This is a genomic window from Pseudomonas edaphica (genome assembly GCF_005863185.1).
GTDB classification, from domain to species: domain Bacteria; phylum Pseudomonadota; class Gammaproteobacteria; order Pseudomonadales; family Pseudomonadaceae; genus Aquipseudomonas; species Aquipseudomonas edaphica.
In genome coordinates this window covers 1-4,236 of record NZ_VBVZ01000539.1, presented here as the reverse complement: position 1 = coordinate 4,236, position 4,236 = coordinate 1, and the positions used below count along the sequence as shown (strand labels likewise).

Here is a 4,236-nt window from a genome sequence, read left to right as displayed (position 1 = left end):
GGGCCTGGATCGCGCCGCCGGCGGTGGCGTCGTTGGAGGCCACAATGGCATCGATCTTATTGTCGTTTCGGGTCAGGGCGTTTTCGACGATGCTCAGGGCCTCGGTGGGGTTCCATTCCTTGACCCATTGCTGGCCGACAATCTTGATATCGCCCTTGTCGATGGCCGGTTGCAGCACCTTCATCTGGCCTTCGCGCAGCACTTTGGCGTTGTTGTCGGTGGGCGCGCCGCCGAGCAAAAAGTAATTGCCCTTGGGCGCCGCTTGCAGCACGCCGTTGGCCTGCATCTCGCCGACTTTTTCGTTATCGAAGGAGATATAGGCGTCAATATCGGCGTTGAGAATCAGGCGGTCATAGGACACCACCTTGATCCCGGCCTTCTTGGCTTCGGCGACGGCGTTGGTCAGCACGGTGGCGTTGAACGGCACGATGACGATCACGTCAACGCCGCGAGAGATGAGGTTTTCGATCTGCGAGATTTGCTTCTGCTCGTTGGCATCGGCCGACTGCACAAACACCTTGGCGTCGAGCTTTTCGGCCGCGGCGACAAAGTAATCGCGGTCGCGGGACCAGCGCTCCAGGCGCAGGTCGTCGATGGAAAAGCCGATTTTCGGGTGGGCCGAGTCGGCCATCACCGGCAGGGCGAGCAGGGCCAGGGCAGTGGCGAGCAGGGTACGTTTGAATGCTTTCATGGTGGTGCGTCCTTTTATTGTTGTTGGAAAGACACTGATTTGATGAATGTACCGTACCTGTGGCGAGCAGGCGGTCAGGTGTAGATAAACCGGTTGACCACGCCTTCGAGCATCTCCTGACGGCCGCTCACAGCCTGCGGGTTCAGCTCATGGGCAAACGCGTGCTCGGCCAACGATGCCAGGCTGTACTCACCGGCCAGCACCGCCTGGCCCAAGGGCTGCTGCCAGCCGGCATAACGCTGGTCCTTGAACTGCTGCAATCGGTCGTTTTGCACCATGGCCGCCGCACGCTCCAGAGACAGGGCCAGCACATCCATGGCGGCGACATGCCCGTGGAACAGGTCAACCTCATCCAGGCTCTGGCGGCGCACCTTGGAATCAAAATTGTAGCCGCCGTTCTTGAAGCCCCCGGCCTTGAGGATTTCATAGGTGGCCAGGGTCATCTCCTCGACACTGTTGGGGAACTGGTCGGTGTCCCAGCCGTTCTGCGGGTCGCCGCGGTTGGCGTCGATGCTGCCGAAAATCCCCAGGGACACGGCGGTGGCAATTTCATGGTGAAAACTGTGCCCGGCCAGGGTGGCGTGGTTGGCCTCGATATTCACTTTTATCTCGTGTTCCAGGCCGAACTCATGCAGGAAGCCGAACACCGTGGCGCTGTCGTAATCGTACTGGTGCTTGGTCGGCTCCTGGGGCTTGGGTTCGATCAGCAGGTCACCCTTAAAGCCGATCTTGTACTTGTGCTCGACCACCATGCGCATAAAACGCCCGAGTTGTTCGCGCTCGCGCTTGAGGTCGGTGTTGAGCAGGGTTTCATAGCCTTCGCGACCGCCCCACAGCACGTAGTTGGCACCCTTGAGGCGCTGGGTGGCGTTCATCGCGCTGAACACTTGAGCGGCCGCGTAGGCGAATACCTCCGGGTCCGGGTTGCTGGCGGCGCCAGCGGCAAAACGCGGGTTGCTGAAACAGTTGGCGGTGCCCCACAGCAACTGGATGCCGGTCTGTTCCTGGTGGCGCTCCAGGTGGTCGACCATCTGCGCGAAGTGGTTGCGGTATTCCTTGAGCGAGCTGCCTTCGGGTGCCACATCGGTGTCGTGAAAGCTGTAGTAATCAATGCCCAGTTTGGAGAAAAACTCGAACGCCGCTTCAGCCTTGCCGATGGCCACGTCCATCGGCTCGCCGCTGCGCTGCCACGGGCGCTTGAAGGTGCCCATGCCGAACATGTCCGCCCCCGGCCACACGAAGGTGTGCCAGTAGCAGGCGGCCATGCGCAGGTGTTCACGCATGGGCTTGCCGAGGATCAGTTTGTTGGCATCGTAGTGGCGAAAGGCGAGAGGGGCGTCGCTGCTGGGGCCTTCGAAGCGAACCTTCTCGACACCTGGGAAGTACGGCATGGTGTTTTCCTTATTGTTCTTGGCGGTGCCCCGATACTAGCAACGGCATCGGGACTGCCGATTATGAAAATCACCAAGACGTAGTGCGATTTTGACCAGCCAGGGCTAGTCTGTAGCGACCGGCCCCAGGATAAAAACAATGAAAACCCTACCGCCCGTGCACCGCATTGCCCTGTTGTTCAACGGCAGCAAAATCTACGATCGCGGCATCATCACCGGCATCGGCAATTACCTGAGCAGCACGCGTGTGTCCTGGGACTTGTTCCTGGAGGAAGACTTTTTGTGCCGTTTAAGAGGCATCGAGCGCTGGCAGGGCGACGGCATCATTGCCGACTTCGATGACCCGCTGATCGGTGAGGCGCTGGCCGATATTCATTTGCCGGTGGTGGCAGTGGGCGGCTCCTATCAGGATGCACGCGCCTACCCCAAGGGCATTCCCTATGTGGCCACCGATAACCATGCACTGATCAAGTTGGCGTACGAACATTTGATTGAGGCGGGGCTGACCCGCTTTGCCTGCTTCAGCCTGCCCGAAGCCCAGGCCAACCGCTGGGCGCAGGAGCGCGAGAAAGCCTTTCGCCGCCTGATGCAACGCGATGGTTTGCAGGTTGAGGTTTACCGTGGGCTGGGCACCAGTGCGCCGCTGTGGGACAGCGCGGTGGAGCAGCAGATCGCCTGGCTGCAAGCCTTGCCCAAGCCCATCGGCATCATCGCCGTCACCGACGCCCGCGCCCGGCAATTGCTGCAAGCCTGCCTCACCGCCGGCATCGCCGTGCCGGAACAGGTCGCGTTGATCGGCATCGACAATGACCCGCTGACCCGCACCCTCACGCGCGTGCCGCTCAGCTCGGTCATCCAGGGTACCGAAACCATGGGCCGCACGGCCGCCGCGTTGCTGCACCAGATGCTGCACGGCAAACCCTGCGCGGGCACGCAGATTTTGGTGCCGCCGGATGCAATCAATGTGCAGGCCTCCAGCCTGCATCAACCGTTGGGCAACCCGTATGTGATGCAGGCGTTGCTGTTTATTCGCCAATACGCCTGCCAGGGCATCAAGACCGCGCAGGTGGCGGCGTATGTGGGGGTGTCGCGTTCATCCCTGGAGTCGCACTTTCGCAAGGTGCGTGGGTGCAGCGTGCATGACGAGATTCTGCGCTTCAAACTTGCGGCGGCGGCCAAGGGCCTGGAAAACCACGCCCTGGCGATCGCCGACATTGCCCAGGGTTGCGGCTTCAAATCGGCGCAGTACCTGCATACAGTGTTTCGGCGAGAGTTTGGCTGTACGCCGCGCGAGTACCAGCATGGCGCAAGTGTTCCTTGAAGTGAGATCGTTCCCACGTTCCACGTGGGAATGAATCCCGTGACGCTCCGCGTCACACAGGCGCAGGTGGCGGGACGCGGAGCGTGGGAACGATCCTCATTTCATGCTTTTAGAATACGGCTTTGACCTGCAACCCCAGTACCAGCGCGTTATCGATGCTCTCACCGGAAAACGCCCCAGGCTCGATGATGTATTGCACATCCGGGCGCAGCGTCAGCCACGGCGTGGCCTGGTAGCCATAACTGAGTTCGATCAATTGCTCGGCATTGTTCAGGTTGGGGTAGTCCGTCCCCGCATTGAACGCTGCCAACTCCTGCACGTCACGGCTGCGTGGGTTGGGCACCGCACGGCCATAACCCAAGGCGATTGTGTCGCGTGGGCGGCCTTCAAACGGCTTGTACAGCACCACGCCCGCGCCGTACCACTTGCTGAACGGCGAGGCGGCTTCGCTGGCGGCCGAGTATTGGCCGAAAGCGTGCAGCACACGGCCTGCGGATGTGCTGGAGGCCCAGACGGCCTGGTCGATCAGCAGGTAGTGACCGCCGCGACCGTTCACGTCTTTGTTGCTGCCAATGCGCTTCACATCGGAGCTGTCGTAGTAATAACCCAGCTTGTACTCACCCGGCAGCGTGCCCGCGTGTTTGTACACCAGCTCGATCGGCACTACGGTGCCGGTGGTGTGTTTGGGGTCCAGGCGCCAGGCGCGGCTGGAGTTGCCGTTGCTGTCGGGGTCGACATTGAATGCCGCCACACGCAGTTGCCAGTTTGGCGAAAAATCGTATTTCACCCGCGCACCCAGGCGTGCATTCGGGTAGTTGGTCTAGCCGCTGCCG

The 4,236-nt window shown here is 61.1% G+C and carries 3 protein-coding genes and 1 pseudogene; 1 reads left to right on the top strand and 3 read right to left on the bottom strand.

Features of this window, described 5'->3' with window-relative positions; all coding sequences use genetic code 11:
* Both FEM54_RS26025 and xylA read right to left on the bottom strand, forming a co-directional pair.
* Positions 1 to 691 (bottom strand): substrate-binding domain-containing protein (locus tag FEM54_RS26025; protein ID WP_138453606.1); only part of this gene is annotated, 691 nt, incomplete at its 3' end.
* A 74-nt stretch (positions 692 to 765) separates the two neighbouring features.
* A complete protein-coding gene (gene xylA, locus FEM54_RS26020; protein WP_138453605.1) occupies positions 766 to 2,082 on the bottom strand; it encodes a xylose isomerase in 1,317 nt (438 codons plus the stop codon).
* A gap of 139 nt (positions 2,083 to 2,221) precedes the next feature.
* Between xylA and FEM54_RS26015 the strand changes: the two genes are divergently transcribed.
* Positions 2,222 to 3,403 carry a XylR family transcriptional regulator gene (locus FEM54_RS26015; protein ID WP_017136529.1) on the top strand — a complete coding sequence of 394 codons (1,182 nt, stop codon included), beginning with the start codon at positions 2,222 to 2,224 and terminating at the stop codon, positions 3,401 to 3,403.
* Positions 3,404 to 3,512: 109 nt separating this feature from the next.
* Here the strand turns inward: FEM54_RS26015 and FEM54_RS26010 are convergent.
* Positions 3,513 to 4,223 (bottom strand): annotated as a pseudogene (locus FEM54_RS26010) (carbohydrate porin); the annotation flags it as partial.
* Positions 4,224 to 4,236 lie beyond the last annotated feature (13 nt).